Below are 15,150 nucleotides of genomic sequence, written 5' to 3' on the forward strand. Positions count from 1 at the left end.
AGGGCCTCGCGCGCGGCCTGGGTGCGCAGCCGGCGGAGGGCGATGCCGGCCACGATCAGCTCGTGCGCGGCGCGCGAGGCAGGCGGGAAGGGGGTGGGATCGAGCGTGGCGAGCGCGGCTTCGGCGGCGTCGAGCCGGCCAATCAGCAGCAGATGGCGGATTTCGAGCTGTCGGGCGTGGGCGGCGTTGGCGAGGTCGCCATGCGCCGCCAGCGTAGCCTGCGCGGCGCCGAGCGCCTTGGCCGGCCAGCCGAGATCGCGGGAAACCAGCGCGATCTCGGCCTCGGCCACCACGCAGCGCGCCCGGGCCACGGCCTCTTTCTGGCCGAAGGCCCGGGCGGCGCGGCGCACCAGCAGCCGGGCACGCGCGAGATCGCCAAGCTGGGCCATGGCGATGCCGCGCAACGCCAGCGCCGGCGCGTCGTCACGCAGGGCCACGCGGTTCAGCGCGCCGAGCGGGTCACCCGCCGCCAGCGCCCGCGCGGCGGCGGTAATCAGTGCGTCCATCCAGTTCCGCCGGGAAATGGGTCATGGACGGCACACTATCACGCAAGTCACGCAAGTCACGCAAACCGCTGACGCAGGCGGGGGGCAGTCAGGCCAGCGCGCCATCCGTGTAGACGTCGAACTGGCGTGACGGCTCGGCGGAGACGCCGCGGCGGTCCATGCCCGACAGGAAACGCGAGTTGTCCTGGTCGCGCGAGGGCGGTGTCACGTCGCGGGCGCCGTCGGTGTAGACGTCGAAACGGCCGCGTGCGCCATCGCTGTACACATCGCGCGAATCCATGCGGAAGCTGTAGCCGTACTTGTCGCCGGCAAACTGGCTGTCACGCGGGCTGGCGGCCTGGGCAAGGTGGGAGGCAAGGGCGGCCGCGATGGCGACGCCGACGAGAAAGGGAAGAAAGCGGTAAGACATGGGACTAACTCCGATTGGGACAGGGTAGGAAGGGCCAGGAACGCAATCGCGCGTTCCTCCCTTCCTACGCAGGGGCCGTGCCAATCGAAAATCCGCCCGAATGTGCCGTAGCTGGCGCAAATTCCCCCTGTCGGGGGCCAGGCTGGCGGGTGCCGGCCAACAGGTGCGGCGCGTGCCGATGGCCGCGCGCCAACACCTGATCACTGACCCCGCGGGGGGGGGTAGATCAGGCGGGGTTCAGCGCGAGTGCGTCCGGAAGCCTTCGCCCTGCATGCCAGCCCGATCCACGGCGGCGATGCGGTTCCGGCCATTGTCCTTGGCGTGATACAACTGCGCGTCCACAAGGTTGATGAAGGCGGTGGGTTCCGCGCCCGGCGCGGGCAGGGTGGTGCCCACGCCGAAGCTGGCCGTCACGCGCTGCTCGTAGGGGGAGCGCAGGTGCGGGATGGCCGCGTCGGCGATTCTCGTGCGGCAGCGCTCGGCAATCGCCACGGCCGCGTCCGCGTCGATGCCGGGCAGCACCGCGACGAACTCCTCGCCGCCAAAGCGACCCACGAAATGCCCGGCGCCCACCGCCTCGGCCAGCAGCGCCGCTACCTTGCGCAGGCAGTCATCGCCCTGCAGGTGGCCGTAGTAGTCGTTGTAGGCCTTGAAGAAATCCACATCCATCAGGATCAGCGACAGCGGCTTGCCGGCGTCCTGCAGGGCGGCCCATTCGCGTTCGACCACGGTGTCGAACATGCGCCGGTTGCCCACGCCGGTCAGCCCGTCCGTGAACGAGAGCCGCTCCAGCTCCTTCTGCAACTGGGCGAGCTGTTCCTCGGTGCGCTTGCGTTCGCTGATGTCGAACATGAAGCCGATCAGCGACTCCACCTCGCCGCTGGGCTTGCGCACCACATGGACCACATCCCGCAGCCAGACATAGCCGCCGTCGCGCGTGAGCGCCCGGTAGTCGGCCTCATGGTCGGTGCCCGCCTGCGACTGCGCCACGCAGAAGTTCACCACGGCCTCGCGGTCGTCCGGGTGCATGCGGTCGGCCCAGTCGTTGACGGTCTTCCAGGACGACGGCGCCCAGCCGAGCAGCGCCTCGATCTGCGGGCCGATATAGGCGAACGCCATGGTCGCCCAGTCGATCTTCCACGGTATGGCCTTGGTGGACTCCAGCAGCGTGCGGTACACGGCGCTGTCGTCCTCGCCGACCATGCGCCCGGCCGGGGCCAGCGACTGTTCGTGGCGCAGGAAGGCGGCCTGGAGCGGGTGTTCGGGCTGGTCTGGCTGTTCGGGCTGGCTCATGGGGAGGGAAAGGGCGGTGGCGGAAGCCGGGGATTATGTGGGGAATCGATTAAGGCCGATAGCAACTGGCGATAGCGTCAGGGCTGCCGGGGCGGCGCCACGCCCGCCCCTTTGATGCGGTGCCGTTGCAGCGCCGTCGCTACGAAACCGCTGGCCTTCATCTCCTCGATAAAGCCGCTCAGCCACGCGCGGGCGGCGGTGCGCCCCTTGGGCACGCCCATGGCCTGCTCGATGACCATGAAGCGGCCCGGCAGCAGCCGCACGCCGCCCACGCGGCGCGCGTCGGCCTCCAGCTGCTGCTTCACGCCGGCCGCCACGTCGAGCCGCTCGGCCAGGAACATGTCCGTCACGGCGGGGGAGGTGGGCGCGCGCACCAGCGTGGCCGCCTTGATCTCGCGCGTGAGGAACAGGTCGTAGGCGCTGCCCCGGCCCACCACGATGCGCGTGCCGGGGCGGTCCACCTCTTCGTTACGCTGCAGCGCGGCGTCGTTACGCACGAGGTAGGCGCCTTCGATGATCACGTACGGCGCGGTGTATTCCATGTCCGCCGCGCGCACCGGGTCGATGGCGACGAAGGCCAGATCGACCTGCCGCGCCTTCACCGCCTCCACCACGCTGCCCGCCGACTGGAACGCCACCAGTTCCAGCGGCAGGTTCAGCCGGCGCGCGGCCTCGCGGGCCAGGTCCACGGACACGCCCTGGAGGTCGCCGTTGGCCGCCCGGCCCGCCAGGATCGGGTTACCCAGGTTGATGGCGGCGCGCAGCTTGCCGGTGCCGCCCAGTTCCGTGGCGGCGGCGCGTGCATCGGGGTTGCCTGTGGCTCCCGGCGCGGCACAGCCGGCCAGCGCCAGCGCGATGGCTGCCGCGCCGGCAGCGCCGGCAGTGCCAATCAGGCGTCGCGTCCGGTTCATCAGAAGTCCACCTTCTGGCCCGGTTCCGGCACGATTACCTGCGTACCCGTGACCCCCAGCGCGGCCGTGAACTGGGCCGGCGTGCCGGCCAACTGCGGCGTGGTCAGGTAGTGCATCGGGATCGCGTATTTCGGCTTGATCATGTCGCGCACGGCCACGGCGGCGTCCTTCGGCCCCATCGTGAAGTGCCCGCCAATCGGAATCAGCACGAGGTCCGGCTTGATCATCTCGCCAATCATGCGCATGTCGCCGTACAGGCCGGTATCGCCCATGTGCCAGACCTTGAAGCCGTTCTCCATCTCGATGATGTAGCCGACCGGTTCGCCGCCGTAGTGCACTTCATCCTTGTTCGTGGCCGGGTTCTTCCAGACCAGTTCGGACGAGTGCTCGGCGTGGACGGCGGTGATTTTCGGCCCCTGCGGCCCGAACGGCGCCACCGTGCCGCTCTTGTTGAAGCGCTGCGACAGCGTTGCCGGCACCATGCCCAGCGCAACCAGGGTCTGGCCCATGCCGCCGCCGTTCCAGATGGGCGCGTTGTTGAGCTGCGCCAGCGCCGCTGCGTCGCCAAGGTGGTCGCCGTGAGCGTGGGTGACCAGGATCAGGTCCACCTTGCCGAGCGCGCCCAGCTGCTTGAAGTTGGCCGGCGTCTTGGGGTTCCCGGTCAGCCAGGGGTCGATCATGATGACCTTGCCGCCCGGCGTGGTGATGCGCATGGCGGCCTGGCCGAGCCAGAGCACTTCGGTCTTGCCGGCGGCGATCTGCCCCGGCGCGGTGGGTTTGGGCGCGTCGGCGCCGGTGCCGGAGAGGGTCGATGCGCAACCGGCGAGTCCCGCCACCACGGCGGCACAGAGGAGCGTGCGGAGTCTTTTCATGGTCGTCCTTGCTTGGATGTGTGACAGCGGTGAATGACGTCTCGAACCCTGCCACCCATGAACCGGGGCGCGGGCTGGCGAGGTGGAGTATTCGCAGGCGGCCGGCCTGTGTCAACTCGGGGCGCACCATGACGCCGCCGTATTGATGCATGTCATGCATCAATTGAGAGGAAATTTGCAATTCACAGACGGGCGGCGGGCGTCCATGATGCGTTCAGCCCAGAGCCGGCCCCGCCGGCCATCGGCCCCATCCCGAAAAAAAGCACCCGGGACGCTTCCTGCGGTGCCATGCAAGTGGAGGAGACATGAATGCCACCCGCCGCAGCCTGCTCAAGGCTGGCGCGATGCTGCTCGCCATGCCCGGCTTTGCCGAGGCGCAAGACCCGTTTCCCAACAAGCCGCTGCGCTACGTGGTGCCGGTCTCGGCCGGCGGCGGCTCGGACCTGATCGGCCGCACCGTGGCGGACCGCTGGGGCCGCGTGCTCGGCCAGTCCATCGTGGTCGAGAACCAGGCCGGCGGGGGCGGGGTGATCGCCTGCCAGATGACCGCCAAGGCCACCCCGGACGGCTACAGCCTGATGCAGGGCTACGTGGCCACGCACGGCACCAATCCGGCCACCCGCAAGGTGCCCTACGACCCGCTCAAGGACTTCACCGCCATCGGCATGATCGGCGGCACGCCCAATGTGCTGGTGGTTGGCGCTGGCGTGCCGGCGGCCACGCTGGCCGAGTTCATCGCCTATGCGAAGAAGTCCGGCGCGGTGGCCTATGGCTCGGCTGGGCCGGGTTCGCTCACGCACCTGTCGATGGAGCTGTTCGCCCAGCAGGTCAACGTGAAGATGACGCATGCGGCGTACCGGGGCATCGCCCCGGCGTTCAACGACCTGATCGGCGGGCAGACGCAGGCCATGTTCCCGGGGCTCTCCGCCGCGCTGCCGCATATCCGCTCGGGCCGCGTGAAGCCGCTGGCCGTGACCGGCCATGCGCGCCACCCGCTGCTTAAGGACGTGCCGACGCTGGAGGAAGCCGGGCTCAAGGGCTTCGACGCCCAGCAGTGGTACGGCGTGGTGGGCCCGGCCGGCATGCCTGCCGATGTCGTCGCCAGGCTCAACAGCACGCTCAACACCGTGCTCAAGAGCCCGGACCTGGCTGACAAGCTGTCCTCGGAGGCGCTCCAGCCCACGCCGATGACGCCCGACCAGTTCCGCCGCTATATCGCCGACGAGGTGAACCGCTGGAGCAAGCTCGCCAAGGAACGCGGCATCCATCTCGATACCTGACCGGCTCGCTGGCTGCCCGCCCGCCAGCCCCCATTTTTCGATCTCTCGATTCACTGAACAAGGACCCCTATCCCATGGCACGCAATACCCATGTCGCCGCCGATCACAACGCCCCGCCGGTCACGCGCATCCTCGGCAAGTTCGTGGCCACGCATCCGTCGCAAGGCTGGAGCCGCGAGGTGGACCACGAAGCCCATCGCACCTTCATGAACTGGCTGGGCTGCGCCGTGGGCGCGGCCGGGCATGAGTCCGCCGTGGCCGCGCTGGCCGCTGTGGCGGAACTCCAGCCGGCGCCGCAGGCCACGGTGCTGGGCCGCCGGGACAAGGTGGACATGGCCAGCGCCGCGCTGGTGAATGGCATTACCTCGCATACGTTCGATTTCGACGATACGCACCTGAAGACCATCATCCACCCGGCCGGCCCGGTGGCCTCCGCCGTGCTGGCGCTGGCCGAGCACACCGGCGCCAGCGGCCGCGCCGTGACCGATGCCGTGGTGCTGGGCATCGACGTGGCCTGCCGCGTGGGCAACGCCATGTATCCGGACCACTACGACCGTGGCTGGCACATCACCGGTTCCACCGGCATGCTGGGTGCGGCGGCGGCCTGCTCGCGCCTGCTTGGGCTGGACGAGGACCGCACGACGATGGCGCTGGGCATCGCCGCTTCCCAGCCGGTGGGCCTGCGCGAGCAGTTCGGCACCATGACCAAGCCGTTCCACCCGGGCGGCGCGGCGCGCGCCGGGCTGATGTCGGCGCTGATGGCGCGGCACGGCTATACCTCGAGCGCGAAGGCGCTGGAGGCGCCGCGCGGCTTCATGCAGGTGATCTCGGCCAAGACCGACTGGAACGAGATTACCGACGAACTGGGCAGCCGCTTCGAGATCTCGTTCAACACCTACAAGCCGTTTGCCTGCGGCATCGTGATCCACCCCAGCATCGACGCCTGCGTGCAGCTGCGCGAGCAGGGCGTGAAGGCCGGGGACGTGGAGCGCATCGAGCTGCGCGTGCACCCGCTGGTGCTGGAGCTGACCGGCAAGAAGGAGCCGAGCGACGGCCTGCTCGCCAAGTTCAGCGTCTACCACGGCTGCGCGGCGGGCCTGATCTTCGGCCGCGCCGGCGAGGAAGAGTTTTCGGACCACATCGTCACCCGCGAGGACGTGGTGGCGCTGCGCCGCAAGGTGGTGGCGACGGCCGACGCGAACGTCGACGAGGCCGCTTCCATCGTCAAGGCCGTGCTCAAGAACGGCCGTGAGATCGCGGTGACGGTGGAGCATGCCATCGGCTCGCTGCAACGCCCGATGACCGATGCCAACCTGGACGCCAAGTTCCACGCGCTGGCGGACCCGGTGCTCGGCGCGGCGCAGGTGGGCAAGCTGATCGATGCCTGCTGGAAGCTGGGCGATACGGCCAACGTCGGCACCATCACCGCGCTGGCGCGTCCGTAACATGGCGCGGCCCCGGATTGCGGTACTGGGCGACTACGAGCGCGCCCTGACCCGGCTGGCGGACTGGTCGGCCATCCAGGCGCAGGCGGACGTGGTCTTCCACCACGCCCCGCTGCGCGGGGACGCGCTGGCCGCCGTGCTGCGCGAGGCGGAGGTGCTGGTGCTGGTGCGGGACCGCACGCCGCTGGACGCCGCCACGCTGCAGCAGGCCGAGCGGCTGCGCTACGTGGTCTTCACCGGCACGCGCAACACCACGCTCGACGTGGAAGCGCTGCGCGCGCGCGGCATCCCCGTCGCCAATACGGAATGGGGGCCGTCCAAGGAAAGCACCTGCGAGATGACGTGGGCGCTGATTCTGGCGGCCACGCGCCAGCTGGAGATGCAGATGGCGACGATGCGGCGCGGCGGCTGGCGGCCTGCGGAGGCGCTGCCGCTGCCCGGCGTACTGCACGGCGAGCGGCTGGGCCTGATCGGGCTGGGCGAGATCGGCAAGCGCGTGGCGCGCGTCGGCAAGGCCCTCGGCATGGAAGTGGTGACGTGGAGCCCGCGCATGACGCCCGAGCGCGCGGCGGCGGAGGGGGTGACGGCGGTGAGCCTGGAGGCGCTGCTCTCCACCTCGCGTGTGGTCAGTCTGCACCTGGTGCCGACGGCGGAAACCACGCGGCTGATCAACGCCGAGCGGCTGGCACTGATGCGGGCCGACGCGCTGCTGGTCAACACCTCCCGCTCGGCCCTGATCGACATGGAAGCGCTGCCACGCGCGCTGGACCGCCATCGCCCGGCCATGGCGGCGCTGGACGTATTCGACGAGGAGCCGGTGCCCGCCGATTACCCGTTGCGCGGCCGTACCGATGTGGTTGTTACGCCGCACGTGGGGTTTGTCAGCGAGCCGGTGTTCACGATGTTCGCCAAGGGCGTGGTCGGAACGCTGGGGTCGTGGCTGGAGGGGCAAGGCCGGTCGTAGGGCGGCGTCAAACGTCGGTCAGGCTGCCTTCGGCCGCTTGGGCTTGCTGTCTCCCTGCGCGGCCGCGCCACGCCGGCGTTCGTTGGCGTACTTGACCGCGAGGCGCTTCATTTCTGCTTCCGCAAAGCGGCGCAGCGCCTCGCGCATGAGCGGCTGGTAGCCCATGCCGTGCTCTTCGGCGAGGAACTTGAAATCGCTGATCAGCGATTTTTGCAGGCGGATCGACACTGCCTGCAGGCCAAGCGCCCGGTCCAGTGCCGCGGATTCGTCGGGTGCGACGACGGCGTGTGCCTCGTCCTCCCCGAGGTCACCCTGCTCCCACGCTTCGACGGTTCCCGGAATTTTCTTGGCGTTGCTCATGTGCTACTCCTGTTGCAAAGGTTGATTCATGACCGCCCGGCCAGGCACATGCGCCGGTAGAACGCCACGGTGGGCAGTGCCGGTTCATACGCGGTCTTGAGAAAAATAGTGTCGTCCCTTCTGACGTAGACGATCTTGAGCATGCGGCCAGTGTCCGTCTTCGCGCAGAACCAGTGCGTGGGCGGGTCCGAGGCGTGTTCCTCGCGGTCATCCACGAGGATCTGCCCCACCCGGTTTGCAAAGGCTTGCCGGATCTCCACATCGCGAATGCCGCCGTGCTTCGCCACAAGCTTCTTTGCGATGGCTGGTGAGATGACGATCTTCAAATGCTACCCCCTATTTGTATATACGGCAATACGCTTGTTGGGCGAGTTAGCCGTGTGGTCAGGGGGCGCGGCGTCGCGTTTTACGCGATTTCTTGGGAATGATCTGGTTTGAAGTGATGCTGTGTTGGCATATTGTCGTATATACAGAATATGGGCAATGGCCACTATGCCCACTGTCGGCAACACCCCACGGTGTGTGTCCAAAATGTAAAAACCCCACGCTCTCTCAAGCGTGGGGTTTCTTTTTGGCGCAGACCTGTGGGGAACCTACCGGCTCCCCATCGGCGGGCGGATCGGCGGATCAGAAGTCTTCGGCGTCCACGTCGTAGTTGGCCGGTTCCCAGCGGATGGCCAGCAGGGCGATCAGGCCGGCCAGCGGGGCCAGGGCGATGACCCAGAACACCTTGGTGCTCAGCGCGGCGGCCAGCACCGGGAACAGGAACAGCGATGCCGTGGAGCTGGCGCGCATCAGCGTCTGGTTGAAGCCGACGCCCACGCCGCGCAGCGACGTCGGGTAGCTCAGCGAGGCATAGGTCATGGTGTGCGCGCCCGGGCCGAAGCCCTGGCCCAGCAGAAACACGGCCAGGAAGGCGATGGCGGCGACCACCTCGGGGGCGCCGTGGGGCTTGCCGACCAGCGCCAGGCCGATCAGCGCGGCGAGTTGGAAGGCGTAGCCGGTCACGGTCAGCTTCCAGGCGCCGGTCTTCGGCACCAGGTGCACGCCAATCAGGCCGCCGACGAAGGCGAACAGCAGGTTCAGCGCCAGCGAGACCAGGATCGTGGTCAGCATCGACTGCGCCAGGAAGCTGGCGATGATCACCGGCAGGCCGAACGCCACGGCGTTATAGGCGAACGACGAGGCAATCGACATCACCGTGGCCAGCACCGTGCGGCGCGCGTACACGCCCTTGAGCAGCAGCCCGTAGTTGCGCCACGAGGCGGGGCGCTTGGGCGGCTCGGCCACGGCGTCCGGGGCCACCACGGCGTCGATGCCGTAGGACTGGCGCAGGATCTTGGCGGCGCCTTCCAGGTCGCCCTGGTTGGCGGCCCACACCGGCGATTCGCTCATGTAGCGGCTGCGCACGGCGATGATGACCAGCGCCGGTACGGCGCCAAAGCCGAGGATGATGCGCCACAGCAGGTTGCTGTGCGATTCCGGCAGTACCGAGTAGCAGAGCAGCACTAATAGATAGGACACGCAGATGGCCGCGTACCAGGTGGGGCACCACATGGCCACCCGGGACGCCTTGTTGCCCTTGCCCTGGAGCTTGGAGAACTCGGCCAGGAAGGCCATGGCGACAGGGAGGTCGATGCCGACCCCCAACCCCATGACAAAGCGGGCGCCGGCCAGCACATATTCGTTCGGGGCCAGCGCGCAGGCGATGGCGGCCACGACGAAGAAGACCATGTCGGCCATGAACACGCGGTAGCGGCCGATGCGGTCGGTGAAATACCCGCCCAGGAACGCGCCGACGATGGCGCCGAACGTGATGGCCGACGCCACCATGCCGGTGCCGGCGGGCGACAGGTTGAATTCGCGGGTGACGTCCTTCAGGCCGAAGGCCAGGGCGCCGAGGTCATAGGCATCGAGGAAGATGCCGCCCAGCGCGATGGCCACGACGATGCGGGCATTGCTGACGGCGGCGCCGCCCTGGTTGACCAGCTTGGCCACATCGGCGGCGGAACGGATGGTCGCACGGGCGGGCGCGGCCGCCGGGGCGGCGGCCTGCGTCGCGGCGGGCGACAGAGCAAGATCGGCAGACATGATTGGGGGCGATTGAAAGAAAATTGCGCGTGGACCGGGCGCAACCGGCCCTGTCCGCAAGAAAAGACTGCCGAATGCTACGGGAAGCCGCTCCGCCGGCCAAATGCTTTGTTGTTATATCTTTAGATCATGATCGAAATGCGACGCCGGGAATGGCTCTCAAGGCATTTTCAGGCGCGGCGGACTATCATCGGCGGTTGTGAAAAACAGGAGACAAGGCATGACCCAAGGCATGACGCAAGGAAGCAAAGTCGCACTGGTCACGGGCGCGGCCCGGGGTATTGGCAAGGCCGTGGCGCAGGCGCTGCTGGCCGATGGGTACCAGGTGGTGCTGGCCGGCCGGACCGCCGCCACGCTCGAGGCGCTGTCCGCCGAGGCCGCCGCTGCTGGCCAGACCGCGCTGGCCGTGCAGTGCGATGTGAGCGACCCGGCGTCGGTCGACCAGCTCTACGCCCGGGTGCGCGAGCGCTTTGGCCGGCTGGACGTGCTGTTCAACAACGCCGGCATCAACGCCCCGGCCATTTCCATCGATGAACTGTCGGTCGAGCAGTGGAAGGCCGTGGTCGATACCAACCTGACCGGCGCCTTCCTGTGCGCCCGCGGCGCGTTCGCGCTGATGAAGTCACAGGATCCGCGCGGCGGGCGGATCATCAATAACGGGTCGATCTCGGCCCACGCCCCGCGCCCGAACACGGTGCCCTATACGGCCACCAAGCACGCCATCACGGGGCTGACCAAGAGCCTGTCGCTCGATGGCCGCGCCTGGGACATCGCCTGTGGCCAGATCGACATCGGCAACGCCGGCACCGACATGGCCAACCGCATGGCGCGCGGCGTGCCGCAGGCCAATGGCGAGATTCGCCCGGAACCGCTGATGGATGTGGCGCACATCGCCAGTTCGGTCCTGCACATGGCCAACCTGCCGCTGGAGGCCAATGTGCAGTTCATGACCGTGATGGCCACCAAGATGCCGTTCGTCGGCCGTGGCTGAGCCGACCTGACCTGCCCGAAAGCGCCTAGTGGCGCGGCCCGCCCGGATGGGTAGCCGTGCGGCCCGCGCCCATGAAGGCGGCGGCGTCGGCGGCGGAGAAGCCGCGATGGTCGCGCGCGTCCGGGTTGGCGCCATGCGCGATCAGCAGATCGACGATGTCGGTGCGATTGAACATCGCCGCCGTCATCAGCGCGGTGCGGCCGTCCGGCGAGGCACCTTCCACATCGGCGCCGTGCGCAAGTAGCGCTTCAATCACTTCTGTATAGCCCTTGAACGCGGCGCCCGCCAGCGGCGTCTGGCCGGCCGCGTTGCGCAGATCCGGCGAGGCGCCGGCCTGGAGCAGGGCGCGCACGGTATCCACATGGCCGTGGTAGGCGGCCAGCATCAGCAGGCTGTCGCCCTTTTCATTGCGCAGGTTGGCCGGCATGCCGCGCGCGATCAGCGCCCCCAGCGCCGACGCGTCGCCCTGGCGCGCGAGGTCGAATACTTCGCCCAGTGCGGCCACCATGCGGGATTCCTCTTCCGCCGTCATGGTGCCGGTGGGGGTGGGTGGGGTCGATGTCTGGTCCATGGCGCTTTCCTGTTGTCCTGCCTTGCGGTATCCGGGCACCCCGGGGCCGCAGCCCCGGAGTGCCCGGTTGCTCCTTACTTCTGGCCTTCGATCCGCTCGATCGCGGCCGCCACGCCCTGGCCGTAGGCCGGGTCGGCCTTGGTGCAGTGCTCGATATGGCGCTGCTGGATATGGCGCGACACGCCCTTGATGGAGCGGGCCGTGTTATCGAACAGCACCTGCTGCTGGGCCGGCGTCATCAGGCGGAACAGGTCGCCCGGCTGCGAGAAGTAATCATCGTCCACGCGATGGTTCCAGTGGTCGGCGGTGCCTTCCAGCGTCAGCGGCGGCTCGCGGAAGTCCGGCTGCTCCACCCACTCGCCGCGCGTGTTCGGCTCGTAGGAGGTCTTGCCGCCCTGGTTGTCGTCGATGCGCATGCGGCCGTCGCGGTGATAGCTGTTCACGAACTTGGCGGCCTTCGGCGAGTTGACCGGGATCATCGAATGGTTCACGCCCAGGCGGTAGCGCTGGGTGTCGCCATACGAGAACAGGCGGCCCTGCAGCATCTTGTCCGGCGAGAAGCCGATGCCCGGCACGATGGTCGACGGCGCGAACGCGGCCTGCTCCACCTCGGCGAAATGGTTCTCGGGGTTGCGGTTCAGCTCCATCACGCCCACTTCGATCAGCGGGAAGTCCTTCTTCGACCAGATCTTGGTCAGGTCGAACGGGTTGACGCGGTACTTGCCCGCCTCGGCTTCCGTCATGATCTGGATGTACAGCTTCCAGCGCGGGAACTCGCCACGCTCGATGGCTTCGTACAGGTCGCGCTGGTGGTGCTCGCGGTCGCGGCCGGTCACCTCGGCGGCTTCGGCGTCGGTCAGGTTCTGGATGCCCTGCTCCGTCCGGAAGTGGAACTTCACCCAGTGGCGCTCGTAGTTGGCGTTGATGAAGCTATAGGTATGGCTGCCGAAGCCATGCATGTGGCGCCACGAACTGGGGATGCCGCGATCGCTCATGACGATGGTGACCTGGTGCAGCGCCTCGGGCAGGCCGGTCCAGAAGTCCCAGTTGTTGTCGGCGCTGCGCAGGCCGGTGCGCGGGTCGCGCTTGACGGCGTGGTTCAGGTCGGGGAACTTCAGCGGGTCACGCAGGAAGAAGACCGGCGTGTTGTTGCCCACCAGATCCCAGTTGCCTTCCTCGGTATAGAACTTCATCGCGAAACCACGGATATCGCGCTCGGCATCGGCCGCGCCGCGCTCGCCGGCTACCGACGAGAAACGCAGGAACAGCTCGGTTTTCTTGCCGATTTCAGAGAACAGCTTGGCGCGCGTGTACTGGGTGATGTCATGCGTGACGGTGAAGGTGCCGTAGGCGCCCGACCCCTTGGCGTGCATGCGGCGCTCGGGAATCACCTCGCGGTCGAAGTGGGCCAGCTTTTCCAGGAACCATACGTCCTGCAACAGGGCCGGGCCGCGCGGACCAGCGGTTTGAATGTTTTGGTTGTCGACGACGGGCGCGCCGAAAGCGGTCGTAAGCTTGTTCATGACATTTCCTTTGTGGGCAGGGGGTGTTGAAAAGCACTATCGCAGAACGACGGCACCAAGTCATATCGTATTGATCAATAACGGCGATAGGGGTCAGTCAATTCGAACGCGATGTCAGCGATTTCGGAGAACGGCTATCGTGCCGATAAAGGGCAGATACCCGCCATAACACCTTGGGATAGGACGTTTGAACCCAAGGATCATGGACGTCACACGGGCTGGCCATGTCCTATAGTTCAAGCCCGCAGTCCACCGGAGGCGAATCATGGCCACCTGGAAGCCCGACCCGAGCTTTTACCCGTCTCCGCGGCTGGCCGCCAAGGCGCCGCCCGAGACCCTGGCCTATGTGGCGATGTTCGACCCCGGGCGCCAGCAGCCGGACGGTATCGCCGTGGTGGACGTGGACCCCGGCTCGGCCACGTACGCGCAGATCGTCGGGCAGGTGACCATGACCCATGCCGGCGACGAACTGCACCATTTCGGCTGGAATGCCTGCTCATCCTGCCTGTGTCCCAACGCGCCCCACCCGCATATGGCACGGCGCTATCTCGTGGTGCCGGGCCTGCGTTCCTCCCGTATCTATATCCTCGATACCGGCCCGGACCCGCGCCAGCCGGCCATCTGCCGGGTGATCGAGCCCGAGGAACTGGCCGAGCGCACCGGCTACAGCCGCCCCCACACGGTGCATTGCGGCCCGGGCGGCATCTACGTGACGGCGCTGGGCAACGCCGAAGGCAAGGGCCCGGGCGGCATCGCCATGCTGGACGCCCAGAGCTTCGACCCGCTCGGCCAATGGGAGGTGGAGCGCGGTCCCCAGCATTTCGCCTATGACGGATGGTGGCACCTGGGCTATGACACGCTCGTGACAAGCGAGTGGGGCACGCCAGACATGATCGAGGACGGCCTGGTCGCCGACATCCTGCTCGGCGCGCGCTACGGCCGGAAGCTCCATTTCTGGGATTTCACCGGCCGCAGGCACCTCCAGGAGATCGATTTCGGCCCGGACTACCAACTGGTCTTCGAACTGCGCCCCGCGCACAACCCGACCAAGGCGTACGGTTTCGTCAACTGCGTGCTGTGCCTGAAGGACCTGTCCTCGTCGATCTGGACCTGGTACCGCGATGGCGACCAGTGGGCGGTCAAGAAGATCATTGACATCCCTGCCGAGCCGGCCGATCCGGACCAGCTCCCGCCGATGCTCAAGGGCTTCGGCGCCGTGCCGCCGCTGGTCACGGACATCGACCTGTCGATGGACGACCGCTTCCTCTACGTGTCCTGCTGGGGCACCGGGGATCTGCTCCAGTACGACGTCTCCGACCCCTTCGCCCCGAAGCTCACCGGCAAGGTGCGGATTGGCGGCATCGTCTCGCGGGCCGGGCATCCGGGCGCGCCGGGCCGAAGCCTGAACGGCGGCCCGCAGATGGTGGAAGTCAGCCGGGACGGCCGGCGCGTCTATTTCACCAATTCGCTCTATGGCGCGGTCGATCCGCAGTTCTACCCTGAGGGGCTGGACGGCTGGATGGTCAAGCTCGATGCCGCGCCCGATGGCGGCATCGCCTTCGACCCGCGCTTCTTCCTCGACTGGCCGAAGAGCCATCGTCCGCACCAGGTGCGCCTGCAGGGCGGCGACTGCTCGTCGGATTCCTACTGCTTTCCCTAGCCTTCCCGGGGGGGCGCATGCAGACATGGACCGCAACATGGAATGCGTGGTGGCCATGGCTGACGATTGCCGCGCTGGGCCTGTTCCACGGCCTGAACCCGGCCATGGGATGGCTGTTCGCCGTGGCGCTGGGCCTGCACCGGGGCCAGCGCCGCGTGGTGCTGTGGTCGCTGGTGCCGATTGCGCTGGGCCACGCGGCGGCGGTGGCGCTGGCCGTGGGCGTGGCGCTCTGGCTGGGCAGCGTGCTGCCGCACACCGGCTTCGCGCGCGTGGC

At 67.9% G+C, this 15,150-nt stretch carries 14 protein-coding genes and 2 pseudogenes; 6 read left to right on the forward strand and 10 right to left on the reverse strand.

The window, feature by feature from the left end:
• The 5 genes and pseudogenes from KHO18_RS26325 to KHO18_RS26345 form a co-directional block, all read right to left on the reverse strand.
• Nucleotides 1–506: pseudogene (locus KHO18_RS26325) on the reverse strand (helix-turn-helix domain-containing protein); the annotation flags it as partial.
• Between the two features lie 88 nt (nucleotides 507–594).
• Nucleotides 595–915, reverse strand: a complete 321-nt coding sequence (locus tag KHO18_RS26330; RefSeq protein WP_144197656.1) for a hypothetical protein — start codon at nucleotides 913–915, stop codon at nucleotides 595–597.
• 237 nt (nucleotides 916–1,152) lie between these two features.
• Nucleotides 1,153–2,208: a GGDEF domain-containing protein gene (locus KHO18_RS26335; protein ID WP_211944168.1), complete on the reverse strand. Its 1,056-nt coding sequence runs from the start codon at nucleotides 2,206–2,208 to the stop codon at nucleotides 1,153–1,155.
• Nucleotides 2,209–2,285: 77 nt separating this feature from the next.
• On the reverse strand, nucleotides 2,286–3,119 hold the full coding sequence (locus KHO18_RS26340) for an ABC transporter substrate-binding protein (RefSeq protein ID WP_211944169.1): 834 nt from the start codon (nucleotides 3,117–3,119) through the stop codon (nucleotides 2,286–2,288).
• On the reverse strand, nucleotides 3,119–3,991 hold the full coding sequence (locus tag KHO18_RS26345; RefSeq protein WP_144197659.1) for a metal-dependent hydrolase: 873 nt from the start codon (nucleotides 3,989–3,991) through the stop codon (nucleotides 3,119–3,121). The genes KHO18_RS26340 and KHO18_RS26345 overlap by 1 nt, the downstream gene beginning before the upstream one ends.
• A 305-nt stretch (nucleotides 3,992–4,296) precedes the next feature.
• Here KHO18_RS26345 and KHO18_RS26350 point away from each other — a divergent pair, with 305 nt between their 5' ends.
• From KHO18_RS26350 to KHO18_RS26360, 3 genes are all read left to right on the forward strand, one after another.
• Nucleotides 4,297–5,271, forward strand: a complete 975-nt coding sequence (locus tag KHO18_RS26350) for a Bug family tripartite tricarboxylate transporter substrate binding protein (RefSeq protein WP_211944170.1) — start codon at nucleotides 4,297–4,299, stop codon at nucleotides 5,269–5,271.
• A gap of 74 nt (nucleotides 5,272–5,345) precedes the next feature.
• Nucleotides 5,346–6,716, forward strand: a complete 1,371-nt coding sequence (locus KHO18_RS26355) for an MmgE/PrpD family protein (RefSeq protein ID WP_144197661.1) — start codon at nucleotides 5,346–5,348, stop codon at nucleotides 6,714–6,716.
• A 1-nt stretch (nucleotide 6,717) separates the two neighbouring features.
• Nucleotides 6,718–7,680, forward strand: a complete 963-nt coding sequence (locus KHO18_RS26360) for a D-2-hydroxyacid dehydrogenase family protein (protein WP_144197662.1) — start codon at nucleotides 6,718–6,720, stop codon at nucleotides 7,678–7,680.
• An 18-nt stretch (nucleotides 7,681–7,698) separates the two neighbouring features.
• Here the strand turns inward: KHO18_RS26360 and KHO18_RS26365 are convergent, their stop codons facing one another.
• The 3 genes from KHO18_RS26365 to KHO18_RS26375 form a co-directional block, all read right to left on the reverse strand.
• Nucleotides 7,699–8,040, reverse strand: coding sequence for a hypothetical protein (locus tag KHO18_RS26365; RefSeq protein WP_144197663.1), 342 nt, complete (start codon nucleotides 8,038–8,040; stop codon nucleotides 7,699–7,701).
• 26 nt (nucleotides 8,041–8,066) lie between these two features.
• Nucleotides 8,067–8,366, reverse strand: coding sequence for a BrnT family toxin (locus tag KHO18_RS26370; protein WP_092293694.1), 300 nt, complete (start codon nucleotides 8,364–8,366; stop codon nucleotides 8,067–8,069).
• Between the two features lie 301 nt (nucleotides 8,367–8,667).
• Entirely contained in the window at nucleotides 8,668–10,131 is a 1,464-nt protein-coding gene (locus KHO18_RS26375; RefSeq protein WP_211944171.1) for an MFS transporter, read from the reverse strand.
• A 232-nt stretch (nucleotides 10,132–10,363) separates the two neighbouring features.
• Here KHO18_RS26375 and KHO18_RS26380 point away from each other — a divergent pair, with 232 nt between their 5' ends.
• Nucleotides 10,364–11,122 (forward strand): SDR family oxidoreductase, encoded by a 759-nt coding sequence (locus tag KHO18_RS26380; RefSeq protein WP_211944173.1) that lies wholly within the window; start codon nucleotides 10,364–10,366, stop codon nucleotides 11,120–11,122.
• A 25-nt stretch (nucleotides 11,123–11,147) separates the two neighbouring features.
• On the opposite strand, the gene KHO18_RS26385 is transcribed toward KHO18_RS26380, so the two are convergent.
• Nucleotides 11,148–11,654: an ankyrin repeat domain-containing protein gene (locus KHO18_RS26385; protein ID WP_144197822.1), complete on the reverse strand. Its 507-nt coding sequence runs from the start codon at nucleotides 11,652–11,654 to the stop codon at nucleotides 11,148–11,150.
• A 113-nt stretch (nucleotides 11,655–11,767) separates the two neighbouring features.
• Nucleotides 11,768–13,216 (reverse strand): catalase, encoded by a 1,449-nt coding sequence (locus tag KHO18_RS26390; RefSeq protein WP_144197665.1) that lies wholly within the window; start codon nucleotides 13,214–13,216, stop codon nucleotides 11,768–11,770.
• Nucleotides 13,217–13,481: 265 nt separating this feature from the next.
• On the opposite strand from KHO18_RS26390, the gene KHO18_RS26395 reads away from it, so the two are divergent.
• Both KHO18_RS26395 and KHO18_RS26400 read left to right on the forward strand, forming a co-directional pair.
• Nucleotides 13,482–14,876: a selenium-binding family protein gene (locus KHO18_RS26395; protein WP_211944172.1), complete on the forward strand. Its 1,395-nt coding sequence runs from the start codon at nucleotides 13,482–13,484 to the stop codon at nucleotides 14,874–14,876.
• Nucleotides 14,877–14,893: 17 nt separating this feature from the next.
• A pseudogene (locus KHO18_RS26400) lies at nucleotides 14,894–15,150 on the forward strand (hypothetical protein); the annotation flags it as partial.

Source organism: Cupriavidus campinensis, from assembly GCF_905397395.1.
GTDB lineage: Bacteria > Pseudomonadota > Gammaproteobacteria > Burkholderiales > Burkholderiaceae > Cupriavidus > Cupriavidus campinensis.

Coding starts and splice junctions, on each gene's coding strand:
- KHO18_RS26330 (WP_144197656.1), bottom strand. CDS start 915: ATGTCTTACCGCTTTCTTCCCTTTCTCGTCGGCGTCGCCATCGCGGCC.
- KHO18_RS26335 (WP_211944168.1), bottom strand. CDS start 2,208: ATGAGCCAGCCCGAACAGCCAGACCAGCCCGAACACCCGCTCCAGGCC.
- KHO18_RS26340 (WP_211944169.1), bottom strand. CDS start 3,119: ATGAACCGGACGCGACGCCTGATTGGCACTGCCGGCGCTGCCGGCGCG.
- KHO18_RS26345 (WP_144197659.1), bottom strand. CDS start 3,991: ATGAAAAGACTCCGCACGCTCCTCTGTGCCGCCGTGGTGGCGGGACTC.
- KHO18_RS26350 (WP_211944170.1), top strand. CDS start 4,297: ATGAATGCCACCCGCCGCAGCCTGCTCAAGGCTGGCGCGATGCTGCTC.
- KHO18_RS26355 (WP_144197661.1), top strand. CDS start 5,346: ATGGCACGCAATACCCATGTCGCCGCCGATCACAACGCCCCGCCGGTC.
- KHO18_RS26360 (WP_144197662.1), top strand. CDS start 6,718: ATGGCGCGGCCCCGGATTGCGGTACTGGGCGACTACGAGCGCGCCCTG.
- KHO18_RS26365 (WP_144197663.1), bottom strand. CDS start 8,040: ATGAGCAACGCCAAGAAAATTCCGGGAACCGTCGAAGCGTGGGAGCAG.
- KHO18_RS26375 (WP_211944171.1), bottom strand. CDS start 10,131: ATGTCTGCCGATCTTGCTCTGTCGCCCGCCGCGACGCAGGCCGCCGCC.
- KHO18_RS26380 (WP_211944173.1), top strand. CDS start 10,364: ATGACGCAAGGAAGCAAAGTCGCACTGGTCACGGGCGCGGCCCGGGGT.
- KHO18_RS26385 (WP_144197822.1), bottom strand. CDS start 11,654: ATGACGGCGGAAGAGGAATCCCGCATGGTGGCCGCACTGGGCGAAGTA.
- KHO18_RS26390 (WP_144197665.1), bottom strand. CDS start 13,216: ATGAACAAGCTTACGACCGCTTTCGGCGCGCCCGTCGTCGACAACCAA.
- KHO18_RS26395 (WP_211944172.1), top strand. CDS start 13,482: ATGGCCACCTGGAAGCCCGACCCGAGCTTTTACCCGTCTCCGCGGCTG.